Consider the following 21,310-nt stretch of genomic DNA (forward strand, 5'->3'; position numbering starts at 1 on the left):
TTTTAAGGAAGCGAGACCATGCAAGACGCAATTACTTCTGTTATTAATTCTTCTGACGTTCAGGGCAAATACCTGGATACCGCCGCTCTGGAAAAGCTGAAGGGCTACTTCTCCACGGGTGAACTGCGCGTCCGCGCCGCCACCACCATCAGCGCCAACGCTGCTGCCATCGTGAAGGAAGCGGTTGCCAAGTCCCTCCTGTATTCGGACATCACCCGTCCCGGCGGCAACATGTACACCACCCGTCGCTATGCAGCTTGCATCCGCGACCTCGACTACTACCTCCGCTATGCCACCTACGCCATGCTGGCTGGTGACCCTTCTATCCTGGATGAGCGCGTGCTCAACGGTTTGAAGGAAACCTACAATTCGCTGGGCGTGCCTGTAGCTGCGACGGTGCAAGCGATCCAAGCCATGAAAGAAGTGACTGCCAGCTTGGTGGGTGCTGACGCTGGCAAGGAAATGGGCGTGTACTTCGACTACATCTGCTCCGGCTTGAGCTAGGCTCCAAGGATGAAAGCGGAAACAAGAAGTCTGAATTGAAAGGGTTCGAGCTTCACGGTTTACGCTTTTGAATTTGGTAACTTTTGGCTGGGAGTTCTGGTGTTGGTCTCAGGCGATCGCAGGCTTTTTCTCTCAAGAAGTGGCTCCGAGGGTTTGAGATTAACGCTAGGCTTCCAGCATTTAAGAATTTTTGGGTTGATATCAATCGACTTTTTTCCTCAACGTTCTGCCTGCTCAGAACGGGCACTTTGAAACAGGTGCGGCTAATCTATTTCGTTGCTTCTTTCCGGTTAGGAGATGTAACCCATGCGGATGTTCAAGATTACGGCTTGCGTTCCCAGCCAGACCCGGATTCGCACCCAGCGCGAACTGCAAAATACCTATTTCACCAAGCTGGTTCCCTACGATAGCTGGTTCCGGGAGCAGCAGCGCATTCAGAAAATGGGCGGCAAGATTGTGAAGGTTGAGCTGGCAACGGGTAAGCCTGGCTCGAATACTGGACTGGCCTAGGGGCGATCGCCCTCCCCAGCTAGCTTTTAGGTTTTGGCTATGGAAATCGCTATAGAAGTGAGGCTATTGGTCGGGTTGTAACCCATTGCCCGCCAGCATGATCAAGCTTTTGGTTTCCGAGTTGAAGACTCTACTGAGGTAAACGAGACCATTATGGTCTCTTTTTTTTGCCGAAATTTATTTCCATCGGCGAACTACAGACTTTCACAGGCGGGCGACTTCTCGCGGGCGCAAGGCATGAGCAATCATGAAAACAGCATCCTAGCCTACCTGAAGAACCAGAAGTTCCGAGCCGATTGCCCAGGATGGTTGTAGGATTTTCGATCCAGTCCACCACTTCTGCTTCGGCAATTCTCATCTGATTATCAGCTTTGCTTCGGCGATGCCTGCCAAGATGGGGGCGATCGCTGTTTGAGAAAGGTGCTGAGAACTTTGCTTGGAGGAGGGTTGATGAACCTGTATCGAGCTTGTTTGGGTTTGACGATGCTAACTGGGATTGGCTGTGCTGCTCAGGTGGCCGTGGAACCGCCCGCTGAGCCATCTGTCGCGGCGACTTCGGAGGTCGTTGCTGCTTCACCGCAATCTTCTCCGGCTGCATCTCCTGGGGCGATCGCCGCAAGTCCGAGTATTGTGAAGTCTGGAACCTTTGTGAGCGGCGAACATCCAACGCAAGGGGCGGCCCAAATCGTGACTGAAAATGGGCAACGGTTTCTAGAATTGGGCAACGACTTCCGCACGAATAGCGGTCCCGATCTGACGGTAATTCTGCATCGCAGCGGGAATGTGATTGGTTCCACCACTCCGCCTGCCCATGCCATCCGGGAGGGCGATTATGTGGTGCTAGCAGAATTGCAGCGAACCCAGGGGGCACAGCGCTACGCAATTCCCAATAGCGTAAATCTGGACGAGTTTAACTCAGCAGCCGTGTGGTGCCGACGGTTTAACGCAACCTTTGGCGCGGCGGAACTGCTGTAAGCAGTCAGCCAGTGTAAACAGTCAGCCAGTGTAAACAGTCAGCCAGGCGGCTAGACCTGAACCGAAACCCCCGTTGGGTCGAGGTGCAGCGCCTGAGCTTGGACTGAAATTCCCTGATCTTCCCAGGCGGCTTTCATGGCTTCCGCAACCAGGGGCGCGATATCGGCGTGGGCCAGGGCCAGCAGGGTTGGGCCGGCACCGCTGATCACCAGCCCGTAGGCTCCCGCAGCAACGGTGGCGGCTTCTACGGCATCAAAGCCGAGAATGAGCGATCGCCGATAGGGTTGATGGATGCGGTCTTGCAGCGCGGCGCGGAGCCAGTCGGAGTGAGCAGTGTCCAATCCCCGCAGCAGTAGCCCCAGATGCCCCATGTTGAACACTGCATCGGGTCGGCTGTATGCGGCAGGCAGAACGCGGCGGGCTTCGGCGGTAGATAGTTCAAAATCAGGAATCGCAACAACAGGGACGATTTCGGAATGCCAGGGCACAGGGGCGATCGCCCATTCTCCGTTCAGATCGGTTGCTGCCAGCCGACAGCCACCCAGCATCGCAGGCACAACGTTATCCGGGTGGCCTTCCATGTCTACGGCGATTGCCACCAGTTCGGCTTCGCTTAGCGGCGACCCAGCCAGCACATTTGCACCCACCAGCCCGCCGACGATGGCCGTGGCAGAACTGCCCAACCCCCGCGCCAAAGGCACGCCCAAGCGAATCTCTAGCTTAATCAGCGGCGGCGACTGCTTGAGATGCTGAAATAATTTGGCAAAGGCCTGATAGGCCAGATTCGTTTCGTTGGTTTTGACCCGCGCTGCTTCCAGTCCTGAAACCGAGATCTGAACCGGCTCGATGCTTTGGTCTAGGCGGGTAAAGGTGAAGTGATTTCTGAGCGACAGCGCTGCGCCCAGACAATCGAACCCTGGCCCGATGTTGGTCGTCGTTGCGGGTACAGAAACAATGGCGTGGTCGGGCAGGGTCATGGTGCAAGGTTGGCGATCGCTCGATTAAACTATTGCCCCTAAACTATTACCCCGTCGGCTATTGCCCAGCGCCATTCCCACGACCCGGCAGACGCGGCACACCGATAGCGTCTTGAAACTGCTCGACCTCCGGGGTAAAGGCGATGGGCAGCACCACTTCTACGTTTTCATGGGGGCGGGGAATAATCACCCAGGTTTCCAGCGTGCCGCCGGGGGTGTTTTGCGCCGCCTCGATGCCCGCATCCATTGCCTGCTTCACTTCCGACACGTCGCCGCGAATCATGATCGTAAAGCGGGCGCTTCCGGCGCGAATGTAGCCCACCAGGGTTACGCGACCCGCTTTCACCATCGCATCTGCTGCTGCCAACACGGCAGGAAAACCTTTCGTTTCTAGTGCGCCAACTGCAACCGGCATGATTCTCTCCAGAGGCGATCGCTCGCCCGATACTCAACTCGCGGGTAAAAATCGAACCCAATCCAACCCACATTGTACGGTCAAGTGATGCCCCATCGAAAAAAATCGATGGCTTTCCCTACGCTTCGAGTCATATCTACAAAAATGCTTAATGCACAGAAATAGGCGTTAATCAGCGCGATTGATAAGCATCTATTACCGCTGCAATTGGGTTTTTGTAAGGGACTTGGCAAAGTCATCGGAGGAAGTCCAAATGGGCGATCGCCCATTACGCCAACCCCACAACTCCATTACATGAACTGCTGAACTTTGGTGGTGTACTTAATCGGCAGCACTACTTCCAGGTTTTCCGGTGGGTTGGGGATGATGTAGTAGTCCACCAGTTCCGCGCCATAGACCTGATTCACCGCTTCTACCCCAGCCTCAATAGCGGGCTTGACCTCCGAGGTGCTGCCGCGAATCGCCACCAGGAACTCCGCCCGCTCCGCCAGTCCGTAATACACCAGCGTCACCCGGCCCGCCTTCACCATCGCATCTGCCGCCGCCAAAATCCCTGGAAACCCGACGGTCTGAATCACTCCCACGGCTGCTGGCATACTGGCGCTCCCGGCTCACATTGAAAATCTCAGCATTCTATCTCAAGACTACATTGTACGGAGTTTGCTGCGCGGGCGCATGGGTGCGGACGAATGGTTTGTGGGATGAAAGGGTTATAGGGCAAACGGAGGGCGATCGCCTTATCTATAAAGCCTGTCCATTCATCGGACATACATTCCTACACTAGGATGTAGAAATCTAGACTTGCCGCAACCTTGCCCTCTATGTTGAAATCTGGTGCAACCGTTAGCCGCGAAAGCATTAAGCAAGAAATTGAGTAGCTCACGACCGAAGAGCTTCAACAGGTTGCCGACTTTATTGCGTTTCTAAGATTTCGCAACAAGCGCCGTCGAATGCTCGATGCCGAGCAGCTCGCGCTTCTCAATACTGAATTTGCAGAAGCCGATCGAGCGCTTGCCGAAGCAGGGATGGAAGACTACGCATCGTTGCTGCGCGAAGAGGATCAATTATGAGCTATGAGGGGCGATCGCCCATCGCCTCCCCTTCCCTAGTCGGCACTCTGTAGAATATGAAGTGTCGTCAACTCAAGTGACTTGCTCACTAAAACTGGCATGGCTCCCGCAGTTCTAATCGAAAACCTACAGAAGCGCTACGGCAGCGTAGAAGCGGTCAAAGACGTGTCGCTTCAGATCGAGCCAGGAGAAATCTTTGGGCTGCTGGGGCCCAACGGCGCAGGCAAAACGACGACGATTCGCTGCCTCTGCACGCTGTCTACGCCTGATGCGGGACGGATCGAGGTGTCGGGCGACTCGGTGCTAGAAAATCCCCGACTGGCGCGGCAGCGGCTTGGCTACGTCGCCCAGGAAGTGGCGCTGGATAAGGTGCTGACGGGGCGGGAACTGCTGGAACTGCAAGCGGCGCTGTATCATCTGCCCAAGGCAACGATTGGCGATCGCATTTCTCATGTAATCACGCTGTTGGGACTGACCGACTACGCCGACAAAAAAACAGGCACCTACTCCGGCGGCATCCGCAAGCGACTAGACCTAGCAGCGGGGCTGCTGCATCAGCCGGACGTGCTGGTGCTGGACGAGCCGACCGTGGGGCTAGACATCGAAAGCCGCACAGCGGTTTGGGACTTTTTGCGGAAGCTGCGGGAGGGCGGCACAACGGTCTTGTTGACCAGCCATTACCTGGAGGAAGTAGACGCGCTGGCAGATCGGGTCGCCATTATCGACCAGGGCAAGGTGATTGCCGCTGGCACGCCGTCGGCGCTGAAAGACGGACTGGGGGGCGATCGCATCACCCTGCGCCTGCGCGAGTTTACCCCAGCAGACGAAGCCCAGCGGGCCACGGACTTGCTGAAAACGCTGCCCTTTGTGCAAGAGGTGATTGTGAACGAAGCCCAGGGCAATTCGCTAAACCTGGTCGTAGACACTCAGAGCGATGCGCTGCTGACGATTCAGCAGGTGCTAAAGGAAAACGGGCTGCCCATCTTCGGTGTGTCGCAGTCGCGCCCCAGCCTGGATGACGTGTACCTCGCCGCGACTGGAAAGACCATCCTGGATGCCGAGATTGCCGCCGCTGCCAAGCGCGATCCCAAAAAAGAGAAAAAGCAGAATATGCGCTAGTTTGCCGGGTGCAGCCCTAAATGGTTCCGATTCATGTTGTGGGTATTGGGCTGGAGGGTGCCGCAGGGCTGACGGCGGCAGCACGGCAGGCAGTGAATCGCGCCACGCTGCTGGTGGGGAGCGATCGCCATCTGGCCTACTTCCCCGACCACGCCGCCCCCAAAGTTCCCCTGGCAGATTTCCACGCCATGCTGCGGCAAATCCACGCCTACATCGGTGCTGCTTCCCAAGCTGAGACAGATGCAGATCCAGATACAGATTTGTCCATAGCCGTTCTCACCTCCGGCGACCCGCTGTTTTTTGGACTGGGGCGGCTGCTGTTGTCCGAGTTTCCTGCCGACTGGCTTACCTTTCATCCCCACCTCAGCGCCATCCAGCTTGCCTTTAGCCGGGTCAAGGTGCCCTGGCAGGATGCGCGATTGGTCAGCGCCCACGGGCGATCGCCCGACACGCTGATCCAAGCCTTGCAGCAGGGTGCAGCCAAAATCGCTGCTCTGACAGATGGGCACAATACCCCCCCGGCGATCGCCCGGCTGGTGTGCAATCTGGACCTGCCGGGGCAATATCACCTCTGGGTCTGCGAGAACTTGGGTGGCGCAGATGAGCGAGTCCAGTGCTTTGCGCCCGCAGAGTTGGCGACCCAACAAGATACCCCGTTTGCGCCGCTGAACGTGGTGATTCTGCTGCGCGACGCAGAGGCAGACGCGCCTGATCTGGCGACATTGCCTATGTTCGGGATTCCCGATGCGGCATTTCTCAGTTTTGGCGATCGCCCCGGCCTGATGACCAAGCGCGATGTCCGGGTGCTGGCGCTAGCAGAACTGGCGCTACAACCGGGGCAAGTAGTGTGGGATATCGGCGCGGGCACGGGGTCGGTTGCCATCGAAGCGGCCCGCCTCTGTCCCGCGTCCACCGTATATGCCCTAGAGAAAACCGCTGCCGGATTCTCCCTGATCCAGCAAAATGCTGAGCGCTTTCAGGTCAAAAACCTCAAACCTACGCAGGGAAAAGCTCCGGCAGCGCTGAGCCTGCTGCCCGCGCCCGATCGCGTCTTCATTGGCGGCAGCGGCGGGCAGTTGGGCGAAATTCTGGATGATTGCGCCGAGGTGCTGAAGCCGGGAGGACGGATGGTGCTGGCGATCGCCACCCTCGACCATCTGGCGATCGCCCAGACCTGGCTCCAGGCGAACCGCTCCGCCTGGCAACAGCACGCCCTCCAGGTCAACCTTGCCCGCACAGTGCCCGTCGCCGCCCTCACCCGCTTTGCCCCGCTCAACCCCGTCACACTAATCACGCTCCAGCGCAGCGATCGCGCCCCGATACTCAGCTAAGCCAGCCCGCAGTGCTACAATCCTCACCGAGCCGTCTTTTCACACCCCTCACCCCCTTCCCAATGGACACTGCTTTAGAAGCTTTAGAAACAGATATCAGGGCGATCGCCCCCGTCATGCCCGCCGATCAGACCCTTTACCTCCTCCTCGCGCTGCATTGCGTCATTGGGCTGGCTGCAACGGCGGTTGCCTATTACAAAGGGCGAAACCTCAGACTTTGGCTATTCCTAGGGCTAACCTGCGGCACAGCAGCACTGCTCGTTGCGCTGGTGATGAAGCGTCAACCCCGCACTGCATGAGGGATTAGCCCATTAGACGCTCGGTGAGATGATCGAAAATCTATTCATGACAAATTATTAGGCAGTGCGAAGAGTTTGCTGCTATAGTGTATGAAGTGTAACTATAACTCTGGCGCTTAACTCTGGTTCTTGAGTCTCTGTGGCGTTAGGAGCCTGTCTTTCATAGGAAAGAGGGTTAGCCCCTTAGAGGTTTCTGTGGTTGTACTCAGGGCCGCGATGCAGGCTGGCGTTATCCCTTTGATGTTTCTTGAGGTAATCCTGCTGTTGAGTGATGCCCATTGGATGATGCACTGACTGACGCTTCGGGTTTAGTTTGAAGTTATATTCGATTGAGCAGTTCGATTGACCGAGTTCCTCTACCCAGTCATTCCCTTCTCTAGAATCCCACCCCACCTTCGGTAAGCTGTTATGCTGCACGCTGATCGTTTCGAGGGCACCCTGCCCAGGCACCTGTATGTTGTTTCCGGTTCTGATGCCGCCTCCTCCACGTCCGACATGCAGCCTCAGGCGTGTAGTTCCGTAGCAGCCCTCCAAGAGCTTCTAGCAAAAGAGGTCAGCCCTAGCAAGCGGGCAGTGATTGAAACCCTGATTAAACTATGGGAAGCAAACCCAAGGGTATACCTTCAGCAGATGGGTTAAGATGTGAGTGACGAAGATCAAGCCCTTAAGAGATTTTTACAAGAATTTGCACGGGGTGATAGAGGTCTAGAGAGTCAGGAGATACAGGACTCGCTTCAAGGACTTCTACAGGCAATCAACCGGGTTCAGAATGCTGAGACTGACGATCCCGCTGAACTTCTAAAGGCTGCTGGGCTAGGCTATACAAGTAATGTCTTAGGTTCCGCTCATCCCAAGCTGGGGCTGAGCGGAAAAATGTTTATGGGGGCGGATCTCAAAGGGGTCGTCCTCATTGGCGCGGATTTGCGGGGCGCGAACTTCAGTAGCGCTGATCTCTGCGGCGCAAACCTGACCAGCGCAATGCTCAATAACGCGGTGCTAATCAGCGCAAAGCTTAATGATGCCAGTCTTACGAGCGCAACGCTATCGGGTGCAAATCTAACCAGCGCCACGGTCATGCGGGCAAACTTGATTGGTGCAGATTTGTCGGATGCAAATCTGTTTGCCTCGGACTTGCGCTACGCCAATTTGACAGGAGCCGCTCTCTGCCGCGCCAAACTGGGAGAGGCGATGCTGTTGGGGATTAACCTGCGGCGAGCAAATCTGATGAGTGCTGACCTGCGGGGCGCAAACCTTTACAGCGCAAATCTTTGTGGTTCAAACCTGTACTATGTCAACTTCAACGACGCAAACCTAGACGGTGTAGAGGTCGAAAAGGCTCGCTTTCGTCAGAACCAAGGCATTCCCAAGGAGACGCGGCGACAGCTCATCCAAAAAGGGGCAGTGTTTGAGGATTAGTTCTGATATCGGTTCTTGATTTTGGATTTGCGATTTTGGATCGCTAGTTAAGCGCTTCCAGGACTTCTAAGAGGATGTTTGAAATAAGAGGATGTTTGAAAAGTCCTACTGTTTGTAGCAAAGCGTGCAAGATCCCCCTAAATCCCCCTTAAAAAGGGGGACTTTAAGGCGGTTTCCCCCCTTGTTAAGGGGGGCTGGTTAAGGGGGGCTGGGGGGATCTCTGAGTGCTTAACATTACAAACGATACCTTTTCAAACACCCTCTAACCATTTCGTTTTTAGCTTTGCCTGGAGGAGCTTTAATGCTAGCACTGGGGCAGGCGGGGCTGTAGGATGGAGCGGCTGAGGTCGGTGTCTTGCAGAATTGCTTCTTCTAAGTTTGCGTGGCTAAGCGTCGCCCAGCGCAAATCTGTCTGGATGAGCGTTGCCTGTTGAAAATTCGCCCCAAACAGGTAAGCGCGGCTGAGGTGCGTGGAAACCAACTGTGCGCCCTGAAGCTGCGCCTCGAAGAGATAGGCGTTAATTAACTCTGTTTCTAGCAGGTTGGCTTTGCACAGGTTGGCGTGGTTTAGCGTGGCGCGTTGCAGATTGGCATAGGCGAGGCTGCTGCGCTCCAAATTGGCATAGGCAAAGTTGGTGGCGCGGGCGTTGGCATGGCTGAGGTCTGCCCCGGTCGCGTTGGCGCGGTAAAAGCTGGCATCTCGCAAGTCCGCCTGTTGCAGGGTCGCCCCAACCAGCACGGCATTCGACAGGTCAGCCGCCTGAAACTGGGCGCTGTGCAGGGTTGCCAGGGTCAGGTCGGCGTGGCTGAGGTCGGCGGCTTGGAGCAAAGCAAAGGCCAGGTTTGCGCTCTGGAGGTTGGCACGACGCAAATTAATCCCTTGCAGGTCGAACCCGATGAGATTGGCGTGGCTGAGGTCTGGCGTGATGTCGGGAGCGTGCGATCGCCACTGGTTCCAGCGATCGCCCCCCATCCGCAGCAGCGCTATATGCTCGGCGTTTGCCATAGCCTGCTCCCGTGCCCTACTCCTTGCGTCCTGCGTCAGGGAACGGACGACCCGACGAGTTTTCGATGGCCTCGATTGCGGCACGCGACCCTGCAATAATGTCCCGTTCTTCGCCCCCCAGGTAGAGCCGCCCAAAGCTGCCCACAGAGGAAATTTGCAGAATGTTGATCAGCGCTGCCTTCTCAGCTTCGTTGGCGGCCAGCGAGGCATAGGCGGCTGGCTCGACCTCCAGCACGTATAGCGTTTGCCCCGACAGCAGCATTTGACCCCGGCGGTTGCGGTTGATGAGCTGGGCGTGGTGGGGGTCAATGTTGCGGATAATCTGACTGGAGATGATGCGCGGCTTATAGCAGTCCTGCGATCGCACGCCCAGTTCCGCCAGGATCGCCCGGCCCGCCGCCTGGGTTTCGCCCTGGCTGCTGGAATGCACCTCCAGCAAGCCATACAGCCGCTCGGTAAACAACACGCCCGGCCGCACCACGGCAGATTTGAGCGCAATGTCCATCAGGCGGTTGATTTCAATTCCCGGCGAAATCTCGATCCACAGAGAGGCATCACCCGGCAGCGGCAAAAAACCAACGGCGACGGTGCCCATGTAGGCGGCGTGCTGGGATTGTAAGCGGTCAATGTAAACGTAGCTGCGAAGCTCAATTCCCAAAGCTGGTTACGGGTGAAAAAAACGACAAGCCATTGCCCAGTGTATAGCTTTTCTGGGTACGGCTGGGAGTGAGCGCAAGATTTGCGTGAGATTTGTGTGGCGGATTTCTGAGCAGCGCGATCGACCCCAGAGAGCCAGCCAGATTCCTCGTGTGAAGAGAATGGGGGGCGCGGGGAAAGCTAGGATCGGTTTATACCGCCCGTTGCCGATTACAGTTAGAAAATGATGAGTCAGACCCTATTCACAGCCGTCTTCAGATTCAGGCATTTGGCTAAAGGCATTGTGGTAAACCGTGTTTTGGGGCGGCAAGTGCCCACCTGTTGCCATGAGTGTTGCCATGATTGAGGGATTGTCGCCCACGCCCGAAACGCCGCTGGCACTGATGCTGCAATTTGTGATTGCGGTGCTGGCAGGCATTAGCGGTCAGGTGGTGGCGGCGTTTTTTAATGTGCCCAGCATTGTATTTCTGCTGATTTTCGGCATTTTGCTGGGGGGCGACGGGCTGGACTGGCTGCATCCGCAGTCCCTCGGTCTTGGGCTAGAAGTCATCGTGGCGCTGTCGGTGGCGCTGATTTTGTTTGAGGGCGGGCTGAACCTGGAACTGCGGCAGCTCAGCACGGTATCGGGCAGCCTGCGGAACCTCGTCACCCTGGGTACGCTGATTACGCTGTTGGGTGGCGGCATGGCGGCCCACTGGCTGGGGGAATTTCCCTGGGCGATCGCCTTTCTCTACGCCGCGCTGGTGGTCGTCACCGGGCCGACGGTGATCAGCCCGCTGATGAAACAGGTCCAAGTCGATCGCCAGGTGTCCAGCTTGCTGGAAGGCGAGGGCGTGCTGATTGACCCAGTGGGTGCGATTCTGGCGGTGGTGGTGCTGGATGTGATTCTGAACGGCAACGCGGCTCCGCTGTCGGTGGCTAGCGGGCTGCTGCTGCGGCTGGGCATTGGCGGCGGCATTGGGGCGCTGGGCGGCTGGCTGCTGGGGCAGTTTCTCAAGCAGGCGAAGTTTTTGTCAGAAGGGCAGAAAAATCTGGTGGTGCTGGCAGGCGTGTGGGGTCTGTTTGGGCTGGCCCAGAGCATTCGCAGCGAGTCGGGGCTGATGACGGTGGTGCTGGCGGGGCTGGTGTTGCGGGCTTCGTCGATTCCCGATGAGCGGCTGCTGCGGCGATTCAAAGAGCAACTGACGATTTTGGCCGTGTCGATTTTGTTTGTGCTGCTGGCGGCGGATTTGTCGTTGGCAAGCCTGTTTGCGCTGGGCTGGGGCGCGGGGCTGACGGTGCTGGCGCTGATGTTTATCGTGCGGCCGCTGAATGTGGCGGTGTGTACGTGGAACAGCGGTCTGAACTGGCGACAGAAGCTTTTCATGTGTTGGGTCGCCCCCAGGGGCATTGTGTCGGCTTCGGTGGCCTCTCTGTTTGCGATTTTGCTAACCCAGCGGGGCATCAGCGGCGGTGAGGCGATCAAGGCGCTGGTGTTTCTGACGATTCTCTCGACGGTGTTTTTGCAGGGGCTGACGGCGCGGTGGGTGGCGGAGTGGCTGGACATTACCTCCAAGCAGGCGACGGGCGCGGTGATTGTCGGCTGCAACCCGCTGAGCCTGCTGATTGGGCGCATGTTTCAGGAGCGGGGCGAATCGGTGGTGCTGATCGACACTGACTTGGCGGCGTGCAAACTGGCGGAGCAGGAGGGTTTGCGGGCGATCGCCAGCAGTGCGCTAGATACGGACGTGCTGGAACAGGCGGGGCTGGGGCGGGTCGGCACGTTTCTGGCGCTAACCAGCAATGGCCAGGTGAATCAAGTTTTGGCGCAGCGGGCTGCGGAAGAGTTTCAGCCGCCTCGCGTGCTGGCCGTTGTGCCAGGAGATTTGAGCCAGGAGAGCGAACCTGTGGCGATCGCCACCAGCGCTGCCAGTTCCTCTACAACTTCCCCTACCTCGCCCAAGGTTCAGCCCGCCTTTGTGCCCAAAATGCCGCTGAAAACCTGGAACCGCTATTTAGACGATCGCGATGTGCGCCTAGGAGAAACCGTCCTTCAGGAGCCGATCCTGGTGGAGCAGCAAGTCCATTTGGCAACGCTGATTGCGGATGGCAAGCTGATGCCGCTGCTGGTGGAGCGCGATGGGCAACTTCAGGTTGCCTCGACTGAGGTCTTGCAGGAGGGCGATCGCCTCCTATACCTGTGGCACAATCCCAAATCCAAAATGCTGAAACGATTGGGCGGCAGCAACCCCAACGCCCGCCTGATGCCGGAGCGCATTGCCGAGGTGGAAACCCTGCCCCAGCCGTCGGTGGAAATCGAACAGCTTTTGTCGAAATCCATCGCTGCTGCGCCTGTCGCTGAGGATGTCGAGGGCGATCGCCCTGACCCTACGGTTTCCGACGAAATCCCCGGCGCAACTCTCGACGCAACTCCCGACGAAACCCCTGATGCAGTTCCTAGTGAACCCAAAAGCGAAACGCCTCGAGCTGCGGCCGATGCTCTGACTTCCGGCATCACGCCAGAGGATGTGTCAGAAGCGTCTGTCTCCTAACAGTCTGACTGCTAGCAATGTGGTGATTGCAGTGTGGTGACTCTTGACAATCTGACTCTTGGCAATCTGACTCCTAGCAGTCTGGCCGCTTGACCCAGATTGCCAGACCACCGCCGCGTCCCCGCGCTGCCAAAAAGTGGGGTGTAGCCTGAAAAAACGAAAAGAAGGGCAATTTTGCGATCGCCCGTGCCGCAAAAGCTTCCGCCGATTCTTCGCGCAGGCTGCGCTGCCACAGGGGGCGATCGCCCGCGCCAATCCCCATTTCGGTAAAGTCGAACGCCAGCAGATTCTTTTTGGGCTGAAAGCGGCAGGGACCAGTAAACCGAAGCCACAGCCCGCCCAGCGTCACCTGATTGGCAATCGTGCCTTGATTCGTCGCTGGGTCAGCCGATGCAAAGCTAATCTGCGCGGGCACAAACTTGGGCCAATAAAAACCCGGCCCCAGTCGAATCCCGCGTCGGCGGGCTTTGCGCGTGGCCGTGGTAAAACAAAGCCGCCATTGTCCCAATAAATGTTCAAACGCGAGGGGCGTTTTTTGGTGTCGTGCGGTCGTTTCTGCCGCTAGCATGGCTGCCACCAGCGCTTGCGCCGAGGGGCGATCGCCGCCATCCCAGAAAGTCGCTGCGGCCTGAAACAGCGTGGCGATCGCCTGATCTTCGGTCATTTCTGCTGTCATTTCTGGCATTGGAGAAGGAGTCGTTTCAGACGACGAATCAACGGTCACAAGCTGGCCCTCCCATAAAACTGTCCCAAGATTCCCCGGCTGGGTAGTCTTTGACTGCATAACTCATCTGATTGCGCCTGATGAAGTGGATATCATCACACACTCAGGCTCAGTATCATGCGTAAATCACTCACGACTTTTCTACTGATAGGGGTTCAGGCAATCAGCGTTTTGGGCTTAGCGACCACTGGAGTAGTATCCCTGCCCGAACCCGCCCACGCCCTCTGCGCTGCAAACCCGATGGATGGCGTTTGGCAGAACTTGAATCCCAACACTCGCTCCTTGGTCAGAGTTGAGTATCGTTCTGCTTGCCATGATGTCATTTCCTGCCCGGATGGCAACTGTCAGCCCCAGCCGACCCATGTTGGCAGAATTCGAGCCTATGGCGCTTGTCATCCGACTGCGTGTGATTGGGGCTGGACACCTGTTTATCAGCGACCCCAATGGGTGAGAGGGAGCTACGACCAGGGGTTTGCGGATAAGTGGATTTGGGCAAGGATGCAAAATGATCAGCTCATTGTGGTCACTCGCACCCATTTCAAAGACAATAGTGGTCGTGCAAATTATGAAACCTGGGACTATTTTCAAAAAGTGAGCCGCTGAGAACCTTTCCTCACTGGGTGCTTACAGGACGCTGCTTGAGAACCGAGGGGCGATCGCCCGTCTGCATCAGATCGTCCGGCACACTCGGCTCATTCTCCAAGGTCTCTAAATCCAACTCCAAATCGTCAGAATTTTCCAGATAGTGGTTTAGCAGCCGCTTTTCATAGCGACGGTTGCGGCGACGACCTTTGGCGGGGGTGGCCCGCTTGTGCGATCGCTTGTCTACCACCAGATGCTCTAGATCGGAAGCGTCTTCCCAATGCTGCAAGTCGTTCGGCGAAGTGCGTCTGGGCATATTTAGAAATCGGGGAGCGAGAACGGCTCTCCGCAGTCAGGACATCACTCAAGCTTGGCTTTGTTAACTTATATTAAGCTCGGCCTGAGGGTTTTGCTACGGTTCAGGATGAAACTTTGTTAGAACTTACGCAGTTGGACGATCTCCTGACCGCTAGAAATGACCCATTTGCCCAACCGCATCCCCGTCTCGGTGCTAGTTCCTGCCAAAGACGAGGAGCTAAATTTGCCTGCCTGTTTGGAAAGCCTTGCGCCTGCTGATGAGATTTTCGTGGTGGATTCGCAAAGTGGCGATCGCACCGCCGAAATTGCCGCAGACTATGGCGCAAAGGTCGTACAGTTCCACTTCAGCGGGCGCTGGCCCAAAAAGAAAAACTGGGCCCTCGACCATCTCCCCTTTCGCAACGAGTGGGTGCTAATTGTCGATTGCGACGAGCGCATCCCCCCTGCCCTCTGGGACGAAATCGCCCAAGCCATCCAAAATCTAGCCTTGAACGGCTACTACCTGAACCGTCGCGTCTACTTTCTGGGCAGATGGATTCGCCACGGCGGTAAGTATCCCGACTGGAACCTGCGCCTGTTTCGCCATGCCAAAGGACGCTACGAAAATCTGCACACCGACGCTGCCCCCAACACAGGCGACAACGAAGTGCATGAACACGTCGTCCTGGAAGGAACCGCAGGCTACCTCACCACCGATATGCTCCACATAGACTATCGGGATCTCTACCACTGGCTAGAGCGCCACAACCGCTACTCCAATTGGGAAGCCCGTGTCTACTACAATCTACTCAATGGCATGGATGAAGCCGGAACAATGGGCGATCGCACTACCCACTGGTGGAGTAACGCCATCCAGCGCAAACGCTTCCTTAAACGCCTGTGGGTGCGCCTGCCCTGCCGCCCGCTGCTCCGCTTTGTCCTGTTCTACATCCTCCGCTTTGGCTTTCTCGACGGCCACGCCGGATATACCTACGCCCGCCTGCTCAGTCAGTACGAATACCAAATCAGCGTCAAGCTCTACGAACTGCAAAAGCTCAACGGTCGCCTGAATCCAGTGAAAAAGAATTAGTCTTCAGCCTAGATGCCCGAATTGCCCCCCACAGATTTCCCACAGATTTCCCACTGATTTCACTTTACTAGCGTCTTTATTCCAAGATTCAACCGATGCTCAACAAACTCAACGCCCTCCTGGGTCGCCGCCCCGAAGCCGTCAAAGCCAACGTCGAAATCTACACCTGGCAGACCTGCCCCTACTGTATCCGGGCCAAGATGCTGCTGCGCTGGAAAGGCGTGAACTTCACCGAATACAAAATCGACGGCGACGGGGCTGCCCGCGTGAGAATGGCTGAACGCGCCAACGGCCGCCGCACCGTCCCCCAAATTTTCATTAACAACCAGCACGTCGGCGGCTGCGACGACCTCTACGCGCTCGATCGAGCCGGAAAGCTAGACGCGCTGCTGAGTCAGGCAGGATGACCCAGTGAGAACTATTCAGAAGTGCCGCGAATCTCAAGGCGAATCTCAAGTGCCGCGAATCTTATCTAGCTTCGCCCGCACTGCCTGAATATCCTGCCACATCAGCCATTTGGGGCTGCCCTTTTCGCGAGAGGGGTTCCGCAGCAGATAGGCGGGGTGAAAGATGGGCATATAGAAGCGGCCGTCTTGCTCGATCCACTGGCCGCGCACCTTGGTAATGCCCTGCTTGATGCCCAGCAAGCCCTTTAGCGCAGTAGCCCCGGTCAGCAAGATAATCTTGGGATTGATCAGCCGAATTTGCTCCATCAGGTAGCCCTTGCAGGCATCGGCTTCGGCGGAAGTGGGGGTGCGGTTCTCTGGTGGGCGACACTTTACCACGTTGCAGATGAACACGTCCTCGTCAGTTAACTGCACCGATTCCAGAATTTTCGTAAGCAACTGACCCGACTTGCCGACAAACGGCAGCCCGGTTTCGTCTTCGGTTTGCCCTGGCCCCTCGCCGACAATCATCACGGGCGCAGCCAGTCCGCCACGCCCAATGACCGCATGGGTGCGATTTTGCCCCAGTTCGCAGCGCTGACACTGGTCGCAGTGCGCCTTCATCTCCTCCATCGAGGCGTAGGTTCCCGGTGGAATGGGGATGCGGGCGCTAGTGGGAATTTGGGACGGGTCGAAGCTGGCAGATGCGGCGGGCGCGGCGACCTCCGCCAGACTGAATAAGTCGATTTGGTCTTCGCTCGCCATTGGATTCGGTCTAGGGCTTGGTGATCAGAGATTAAACCTATGGAAGCTTCATTGTAAAACGAATCGGCAACCCGAACCGGCCAACACAAACCAGCGCGATCGCCCACCCCTCTCTCTTCCTCCCTCTTCGTTTTTCCCTTTTCGTTCTTCGTTCTTCGTTCTTCGTTCTTCCCTCTTCCCTACACCTCCACCGGCTCCTTCACCCTAGTCCGATACGTCCCTGCGGCCTCTGCGGTCGCCACACCGCCCTCACCCGTAATCAGCCGTGCGCCGCGCTTGCGGGTGAAGTAGTTCCAGCCCCACTGGAGCATGACGATCAGCTTGTTGTCGAACTCGATCAGATAGTAAATGTGGGCAAACACCCAGGCAAACCAGGCCGGCGGGCCAGAAAACTTGACGAAGCCCAAGTCAACCACCGCGGCATTTTGCCCGATGATGGCCAGGCTACCTGGATCTTTGTAGATAAAGGGTTCTACGGACTGCCCCTGGATGCGTCGCTGGAGGGTCTTGGCGACGTATTCACCGGCCTGCACGGCGGCCGGAGCGACACCCGGAATGGGGCGATCGCCCTGGTGGGCATAGTGGGCCAGGTCGCCGATGACGAAGATGTTGGGATAGCCCGCGATGCTGAAATCAGGTTCCACCATGACGCGCCCGACGCGATCGCACGACGCCCCCGCCCGATCTGCCAGCACCTTGCCCATGCCAGAGGCTTTTACCCCCGCTGCCCAGAGGATGGTGCGAGCGGTCATGGTCTCAATCAGGGGATTATCCGGCGTGCCGCTTTTCATCGTTACCACGTCGCCGCTGTCGCTGGGTTCGATCTGCGTCACCAGGGTTTTGGTGCGGACGGTCACGCCCAGACGGGATAGTGATTCGGCCGCCTTTGCCGACAGGTCAGGGTCGTAGGGCGGCAGCACCCGATCCATCCCTTCAAGCAGCAGGATGGTGGCTTCTGAGGTGTCGATGTTGCGGAAGTCTTCTTTGAGCGTGCGGTAGGCGAGTTCGGCGATCGCCCCGGCTAGCTCAACTCCCGTCGGGCCGCCGCCCACAATGACGAAGGTGAGCCATGCCTTGCGCTTTTCGGGGTCGGTTTCTTTCTCTGCTGCTTCAAAGGCGACAAAAATCCGGCGGCGCATTTCTAGCGCATCTTCAATGGTTTTCAGCCCTGGAGCGGTGTCGCGCCACTGGTCGTTGCCAAAGTAGTGGTGGCTGACACCCGTCGCCACAACCAGCGTGTCGTAGGGAATCTCCTGCTCTCGCAGCTTTAGCACTTGTGCCTGTGGATCAAGATCAACCGCCTCATCCATCAGGACGGTGATGTTTTTGTAGTCGCTGAGAATGCCGCGCAGGGGCGAAGAAATGTCGGCTGGCGACAGCGTGCCCGTTGCCACTTGATATAGCAAGGGCTGAAACAGGTGGAAGTTGCGCTTGTCTACTAGCGTCACCTTAATGTTTTTTGCGCGTCCCAACGTTTTGGCGGCGTATAGACCGCTAAATCCGCCGCCAATGATGACGACGTGGTGCGGCTCTGGTGTTGCGATCGCGTCCATAGGGGTTCTCAGGCGGTTCTGTAGATGAGGACGTAGATGAGGACATTGTTCAAGATATTAAGCGCCATGTTAGCCGCCCGAATCGGGGATGTCGTGTGTAACGTTGTACATTTACGGCATCTCTGCATAAATAAAAGCTTTAAAAGTTCGAGATTCGGGGTTCGAGATTCGGGGTTCGAGATTCGGGTGGTTGGAAAATCGCGTACCTCCACAAAACGATTCCTTACGCCTCAACCCTTGGGCCCGCCTTATGCAAAAGCGGCGGTGAGCCAAACGGCGAGCCAGTACACTAGCGGCGCGAGGAAGGGGGCTGGCAAGAAGGAGCCGACGCGCACGTTGCCAATTTCTAGCAGGTTCAGCCCGATGGATAGAATCATGAGTCCGCCTACGCCCGTTGCCAGCAGTACGGGCGGTGAACTGGCGGGATCGGGGAGGGCGCGGGCCAGGAGTCCGGCGGCTAGGGAGAGGCCGCCTTGATACAGCAAAATTGCCAGGGTCGAAAAGCCAACGCCGATGCCGTAGCTGCCTGTGAGGGCGATCGCCGCCAGTCCGTCTATCGTTGCCTTCAGCGTCAGCAGCCGCGCATCGCCCACCAGCCCGTTGTTTAGGCTGCCGATCATGGCCATCGGGCCAATGCAAAACAGCAAGCTGGCGGTGACAAAACCATCGGTAAAGCGACCCTTGCCCTTGACCCGATATTTCAGCCAATCTCCGGCGATCGCCAGCCGTTCTTCAATCTGCCACCACTCGCCCAGCAGCCCGCCCGCCACCAGCGCCAGCAGTCCCAAAATCACGCCGTCTACGATGCCGCCCCTGACCTGGTTCAGGCTGCCTGCCATGCTGATGCCGATAAACAGCGTCGTCAGCCCTAGCCCTTGCTTGATCACTCGCTGCATCCGCTCTGGCAAGTGCCCGGTGAGCAGCAGCCCCAGGGCAGTACCCAGTAGAACCGTGGCAACGTTGATCCAGGTGCCGCTGGTTTTTGCCCAAAAATCTAGCATGGGGTACGAGGTGACGGGGTGATGGGGCGAACTGCGAAGCAGGAGAAAATCTTCCAAAATCACCTTATCTCATCCGCTCCCCACTTCATTATTCTGCGGTCTAGACGGAACCTGCCGCCCCCGGCTTCCGTCGTGGCTGCTCAGGGAATTTTGTGGGATGATCCCAAACAAGGTCTTTTGTCGTGTTCCTCCAGCCTTCATGCATACCGCCGACTGTCCAGAGGGCTGCCAAGCGCCCCACCGATCTGGTTTGCCAACGCCCCATTCCTACACGGTGGATGCCCAGAAAAAAGCAAAACTGCTGTGGATTGCGCTGGGGCTGATTGGCGGGTTCTCGCTGGTGGAACTGGCGGTCAGCCTGTCGAGCCACAGTCTGGCGCTGCTGGCGGAGGCGGGGCATATGCTGTCGGATGTGGCGGCGCTGGCGCTGGCGCTGTTGGCAACCTGGATTGCGGGCTGGCCGCCGTCGGCGCAGGCTCCCTTTGGCTATCGGCGGGTGGAAATTCTGGCGGCGCTGGCAAACGGGCTGGGGCTGGTGGCGATCGCCCTCTGGATTGCCTGGGAAGCAGTCGAGCGGTTGCAACACCCCGATGCCGAAATTTTGGGCCTGCCCATGCTGATTACGGCGGCCGTGGGGCTGGGGGTGAACCTGCTAAATGCGTCTCTGCTGCACGACCATAGCCACCACGACCTGAACCTGAAGGGCGCATTTTTGCACATAGTGTCCGACGCGATTGGGTCGCTGGGTGTGATTTTGGCGGCGATCGCCGTCTGGCTCTTTGGCTGGACGTGGGCCGACGGAGCTATTAGCCTGGTCGTTGCTGCGCTCATCCTGGCCGGAGCCGTGCCGCTCATCCGCCAAAGCTTGAACATTTTGCTGGAACAAGCGCCCGCCTACCTTGACCCTGCCGCTGTCCAAGCGCATCTGCTGCAAACCGAAGGCGTGCAGGCGGTGGAAACGCTGCGCCTGTGGGCGATCGCCCCAGGCCAAGTCGCCCTCACTGCTCATCTGACGGTGAACCCGCAGGATGGCCCAGAGCGCGATCGCCTCCTGCAAACCCTGCAAGCCTCCCTGCAAGCCACTTTCGGACTCACCGACACCACGCTCCAGCTTGCTGCCCCGCCTGCAACACCCCTAGTGAATCTGTCGATGCCGCCTAGCCTGGAACTGGTGGTCAAGGAGTGATGGCGTAATGGAGTGATGGAATCATAGAGTGACGGAGGGATGCAGTAAACTACTCATCACGTCCTCTCCCGCGCTCCCGTAGTCCTGCATGAAGATCGCCACCTGGAATGTCAACTCCATCCGCACCCGTCTAGAACAGGTCGCCAACTGGCTGACGGAGAATCCGGTGGATGTGCTGTGCGCTCAGGAAACGAAGGTGGTGGATGCTGACTTTCCGATGGCTGCGTTTACCGATCTGGGGTATACCTGCTACGTCTCTGGGCAAAAGTCCTACAACGGTGTGGCGCTGATCAGCAAAACGCCGCTGGAGTCGGTCAGTTGTGGGTTCGAGCCTGTGCTAGGAGGGGCGATCGCCACACCGTTTGACGACCAAAAGCGAGTCATTACGGGCGTGCTCGACGGCATTCGCATCGTCAACCTCTACGTGCCCAACGGCTCCAGCGTCGGCAGCGACAAATACACCTACAAGCTCAATTGGCTGGCGGTGCTGCGCGAGTATTTGGCAAAGTTGCTGGAGGAAAATCCCAAACTCTTAGTCTGCGGCGATTTCAACGTGGCGCTGGAAGATCGAGATATCCACGATCCCACCGGGCGCGAAAAAGAAGTCATGGCCACCGATGCCGAACGGCAGGCGCTGCGGGCCATTCTCGACTTGGGGCTGGCGGATGCGTTTCGCAAGTTTAACCAGGAAGATGGACAGTTTAGCTGGTGGGACTACCGCGCTGCCGCCTTTCGCCGCAACCTGGGCTGGCGCATCGACCATCACTACCTCAGCCCGCCGCTCTATGCCGAGGCTAAAAGCTGCATCATTGACAAAGCGCCCCGCAAGCTGGAAAAGCCCAGCGACCACACGCCAGTAATCGTGGAGTTGTAAATTGCGTAAATTGCGTAAATTGCCTAAATCGCCTAAATCGCT

22 protein-coding genes are annotated in these 21,310 nt (G+C 57.5%); 12 read left to right on the top strand and 10 right to left on the bottom strand.

The features are described from left to right. Positions 1–18 precede the first annotated feature (18 nt). The 3 genes from apcB (at position 19) to JTM80_RS00550 (ending at position 1,989) form a co-directional block, all read left to right on the top strand. Positions 19–504: an allophycocyanin subunit beta gene (apcB, locus tag JTM80_RS00540; RefSeq protein WP_172353678.1), complete on the top strand. Its 486-nt coding sequence runs from the start codon at positions 19–21 to the stop codon at positions 502–504. 306 nt (positions 505–810) lie between these two features. Further along, positions 811–1,014, top strand: coding sequence for a phycobilisome linker polypeptide (locus tag JTM80_RS00545; RefSeq protein WP_068510880.1), 204 nt, complete (start codon positions 811–813; stop codon positions 1,012–1,014). Positions 1,015–1,497: 483 nt separating this feature from the next. Further along, positions 1,498–1,989 carry a DM13 domain-containing protein gene (locus tag JTM80_RS00550; RefSeq protein ID WP_172353679.1) on the top strand — a complete coding sequence of 164 codons (492 nt, stop codon included), beginning with the start codon at positions 1,498–1,500 and terminating at the stop codon, positions 1,987–1,989. 50 nt (positions 1,990–2,039) lie between these two features. Here JTM80_RS00550 and thrB read toward each other — a convergent pair whose 3' ends face one another. From thrB to JTM80_RS00565, 3 genes are all read right to left on the bottom strand, one after another. Continuing rightward, the gene (thrB, locus tag JTM80_RS00555; protein ID WP_205370372.1) at positions 2,040–2,966 is read right to left on the bottom strand and encodes a homoserine kinase; all 927 of its coding nucleotides are present in this window, start codon (positions 2,964–2,966) and stop codon (positions 2,040–2,042) included. A gap of 58 nt (positions 2,967–3,024) precedes the next feature. Beyond that, positions 3,025–3,381, bottom strand: a complete 357-nt coding sequence (locus tag JTM80_RS00560) for a carbon dioxide-concentrating mechanism protein CcmK (protein ID WP_225906729.1) — start codon at positions 3,379–3,381, stop codon at positions 3,025–3,027. Positions 3,382–3,671: 290 nt separating this feature from the next. Beyond that, positions 3,672–3,977 (bottom strand): carbon dioxide-concentrating mechanism protein CcmK, encoded by a 306-nt coding sequence (locus tag JTM80_RS00565; RefSeq protein ID WP_172353681.1) that lies wholly within the window; start codon positions 3,975–3,977, stop codon positions 3,672–3,674. A gap of 573 nt (positions 3,978–4,550) precedes the next feature. On the opposite strand from JTM80_RS00565, the gene JTM80_RS00570 reads away from it, so the two are divergent. The 4 genes from JTM80_RS00570 (at position 4,551) to JTM80_RS00585 (ending at position 8,616) form a co-directional block, all read left to right on the top strand. Next, complete coding sequence (locus JTM80_RS00570) at positions 4,551–5,570, top strand: ATP-binding cassette domain-containing protein (protein ID WP_172353682.1); 1,020 nt, start codon at positions 4,551–4,553, stop codon at positions 5,568–5,570. A gap of 20 nt (positions 5,571–5,590) precedes the next feature. After that, positions 5,591–6,901, top strand: a complete 1,311-nt coding sequence (cbiE, locus tag JTM80_RS00575) for a precorrin-6y C5,15-methyltransferase (decarboxylating) subunit CbiE (RefSeq protein ID WP_205370373.1) — start codon at positions 5,591–5,593, stop codon at positions 6,899–6,901. 62 nt (positions 6,902–6,963) lie between these two features. Continuing rightward, positions 6,964–7,200, top strand: coding sequence for a hypothetical protein (locus JTM80_RS00580; protein WP_205370374.1), 237 nt, complete (start codon positions 6,964–6,966; stop codon positions 7,198–7,200). An 879-nt stretch (positions 7,201–8,079) separates the two neighbouring features. Then, a complete protein-coding gene (locus tag JTM80_RS00585) occupies positions 8,080–8,616 on the top strand; it encodes a pentapeptide repeat-containing protein (RefSeq protein WP_172353684.1) in 537 nt (178 codons plus the stop codon). A gap of 304 nt (positions 8,617–8,920) precedes the next feature. Here JTM80_RS00585 and JTM80_RS00590 read toward each other — a convergent pair whose 3' ends face one another. Next, positions 8,921–9,622: a pentapeptide repeat-containing protein gene (locus tag JTM80_RS00590; protein WP_172353685.1), complete on the bottom strand. Its 702-nt coding sequence runs from the start codon at positions 9,620–9,622 to the stop codon at positions 8,921–8,923. Between the two features lie 16 nt (positions 9,623–9,638). Then, positions 9,639–10,280, bottom strand: coding sequence for a hypothetical protein (locus JTM80_RS00595; protein ID WP_172353686.1), 642 nt, complete (start codon positions 10,278–10,280; stop codon positions 9,639–9,641). Positions 10,281–10,617: 337 nt separating this feature from the next. Between JTM80_RS00595 and JTM80_RS00600 the strand changes: the two genes are divergently transcribed. Beyond that, positions 10,618–12,810 (top strand): sodium:proton antiporter, encoded by a 2,193-nt coding sequence (locus JTM80_RS00600; protein WP_172358755.1) that lies wholly within the window; start codon positions 10,618–10,620, stop codon positions 12,808–12,810. Between the two features lie 73 nt (positions 12,811–12,883). Here the strand turns inward: JTM80_RS00600 and JTM80_RS00605 are convergent, their stop codons facing one another. Continuing rightward, entirely contained in the window at positions 12,884–13,486 is a 603-nt protein-coding gene (locus JTM80_RS00605) for a hypothetical protein (RefSeq protein ID WP_172358756.1), read from the bottom strand. Positions 13,487–14,147: 661 nt separating this feature from the next. Then, the gene (locus JTM80_RS00610) at positions 14,148–14,432 is read right to left on the bottom strand and encodes a hypothetical protein (protein ID WP_172353187.1); all 285 of its coding nucleotides are present in this window, start codon (positions 14,430–14,432) and stop codon (positions 14,148–14,150) included. Between the two features lie 159 nt (positions 14,433–14,591). Here JTM80_RS00610 and JTM80_RS00615 point away from each other — a divergent pair, with 159 nt between their 5' ends. Further along, a complete protein-coding gene (locus JTM80_RS00615) occupies positions 14,592–15,503 on the top strand; it encodes a glycosyltransferase family 2 protein (RefSeq protein WP_172353688.1) in 912 nt (303 codons plus the stop codon). A 95-nt stretch (positions 15,504–15,598) separates the two neighbouring features. Continuing rightward, a complete protein-coding gene (gene grxC, locus JTM80_RS00620) occupies positions 15,599–15,910 on the top strand; it encodes a glutaredoxin 3 (RefSeq protein ID WP_172353689.1) in 312 nt (103 codons plus the stop codon). Positions 15,911–15,955: 45 nt separating this feature from the next. Here grxC and JTM80_RS00625 read toward each other — a convergent pair whose 3' ends face one another. From JTM80_RS00625 to JTM80_RS00635, 3 genes are all read right to left on the bottom strand, one after another. Continuing rightward, positions 15,956–16,654: a uracil-DNA glycosylase family protein gene (locus tag JTM80_RS00625; protein WP_205370375.1), complete on the bottom strand. Its 699-nt coding sequence runs from the start codon at positions 16,652–16,654 to the stop codon at positions 15,956–15,958. A 179-nt stretch (positions 16,655–16,833) separates the two neighbouring features. Then, a complete protein-coding gene (locus JTM80_RS00630) occupies positions 16,834–18,207 on the bottom strand; it encodes an NAD(P)/FAD-dependent oxidoreductase (protein ID WP_172353691.1) in 1,374 nt (457 codons plus the stop codon). Between the two features lie 248 nt (positions 18,208–18,455). Next, positions 18,456–19,208: a DUF554 domain-containing protein gene (locus JTM80_RS00635; RefSeq protein WP_205371220.1), complete on the bottom strand. Its 753-nt coding sequence runs from the start codon at positions 19,206–19,208 to the stop codon at positions 18,456–18,458. A 199-nt stretch (positions 19,209–19,407) separates the two neighbouring features. On the opposite strand from JTM80_RS00635, the gene JTM80_RS00640 reads away from it, so the two are divergent. Together JTM80_RS00640 and xth are read left to right on the top strand one after the other, a co-directional pair. Next, positions 19,408–20,394 carry a cation diffusion facilitator family transporter gene (locus tag JTM80_RS00640; protein WP_172353693.1) on the top strand — a complete coding sequence of 329 codons (987 nt, stop codon included), beginning with the start codon at positions 19,408–19,410 and terminating at the stop codon, positions 20,392–20,394. 88 nt (positions 20,395–20,482) lie between these two features. Continuing rightward, entirely contained in the window at positions 20,483–21,268 is a 786-nt protein-coding gene (xth, locus tag JTM80_RS00645; RefSeq protein WP_172353694.1) for an exodeoxyribonuclease III, read from the top strand. Positions 21,269–21,310: the final 42 nt, after the last annotated feature.

This window comes from Thermoleptolyngbya sp. PKUAC-SCTB121, from assembly GCF_016919485.1.
Taxonomy (GTDB): Bacteria; Cyanobacteriota; Cyanobacteriia; order Elainellales; family Elainellaceae; genus Thermoleptolyngbya; species Thermoleptolyngbya sichuanensis.